This window comes from Oleiphilus sp. HI0061, assembly GCF_001635675.1.
The window spans coordinates 1-1,130 of sequence record NZ_LWFE01001530.1 but is presented as its reverse complement, the minus strand read 5'-3'; the positions used below and the strand labels follow the sequence as shown (position 1 = coordinate 1,130).

Annotated in this window: 1 protein-coding gene and 1 pseudogene; both read left to right on the top strand. The window is 47.3% G+C overall.

The genetic code is table 11. The features are described 5' to 3' along the window. Positions 1-43 precede the first annotated feature (43 nt). Positions 44-418, top strand: coding sequence for a flagellar hook-basal body complex protein FliE (gene fliE, locus A3735_RS23840; RefSeq protein ID WP_068508204.1), 375 nt, complete (start codon positions 44-46; stop codon positions 416-418). Between the two features lie 75 nt (positions 419-493). Continuing rightward, positions 494-1,130, top strand: a pseudogene (locus tag A3735_RS23835) (flagellar basal body M-ring protein FliF); the annotation flags it as partial.

The following is a 1,130-nucleotide window of genomic DNA, read 5'->3' as shown; positions in this document are numbered from 1 at the left end:
CTTAAGCGTATTTTTAGTAACGAAATTTTGACAAGGGGGATGTATGTCTGGGATTAACTCCGTAGGGGCTAGAGCAGATATCAATCAGGTGCTGGCTGAGATGAAAAATCTGCGTGCGCAGGTTCAGAAAACTCAGGTTCAGACTGAAGAAATATCTCCTACAAAAATTAATGCCACCCAGGAAGCGAGCCAAACACCTAAATTCAGTGACATGCTGTCTAGTGCGGTTGGCTCGGTCAATGATACACAATTAAAAGCGGGTCAAATGGCTAAGGCTTTTGAGCAGGGTGACCCAAGCGTTACGCTTTCGCAGGTAATGGTGCAATCTCAGAAAGCATCGGTATCTTTTCAGGCGTTGACGCAAGTAAGGAATAAGGTTGTACAGGCGTATCAGGATATTATGAAAATGCCGGTTTAAGTGTTTGCTTCTCGTTTGTAATGATTGGTATTTGAACAAGCACTGCTTATTTGGATTTTAGTAAAAGGTTAACTTATGGCACTCGCACCCACAGATACAGGTACAGACTCAGCATTGCCCGCTCAGGTGGGTGGTATCTCGGGTGAGCCTGACGTTGTCGGCACTGAAAGTGACTTGATGACCGGTATAAACCGGCTTGGAATCTTTCGGCAAGTAGGTTTGATGGTAGGTTTGGCCGCGAGTGTTGCCCTCGGTTTGGCGCTTGTTTTATGGCTTCAGGAGCCGGACTATCAGCCGTTGATGAGCTCGGTAGAAGCTCAGGACCTGGAAGAAGTTTCAAGCATTCTTAACTTGAATGGTGTTGACTTCAAGATGGATCACCGTACCGGCATATTGCTTGTTGAAGCGGGCAGGGTTCATGAAGCAAGAATGAAGCTGGCAGCGAATGGCATTACAAGCGATAACAGTGTCGGCTATGAGATCCTTGACCAGGATCAGGCCTTGGGTACTAGCCAGTTTATGGAGTCGACACGATTTAAGCGAGGCCTGGAAGGTGAGCTGGCGCGATCAATATCCAGTTTCAGAAATATCCGTAGCGCCAGAGTTCATTTGGCTATTCCGAAGAGGTCGGTGTTTGTTCGTGACTCAAGAGAACCTAGTGCATCAGTTTTGATCGAGACCTCTTCTATGCGGCCAGTGACACGTGAGCAGG

Excerpts from the sequence above, each read along its gene's own strand:
- fliE (WP_068508204.1), top strand. The coding sequence starts at position 44 with ATGTCTGGGATTAACTCCGTAGGGGCTAGAGCAGATATCAATCAGGTG.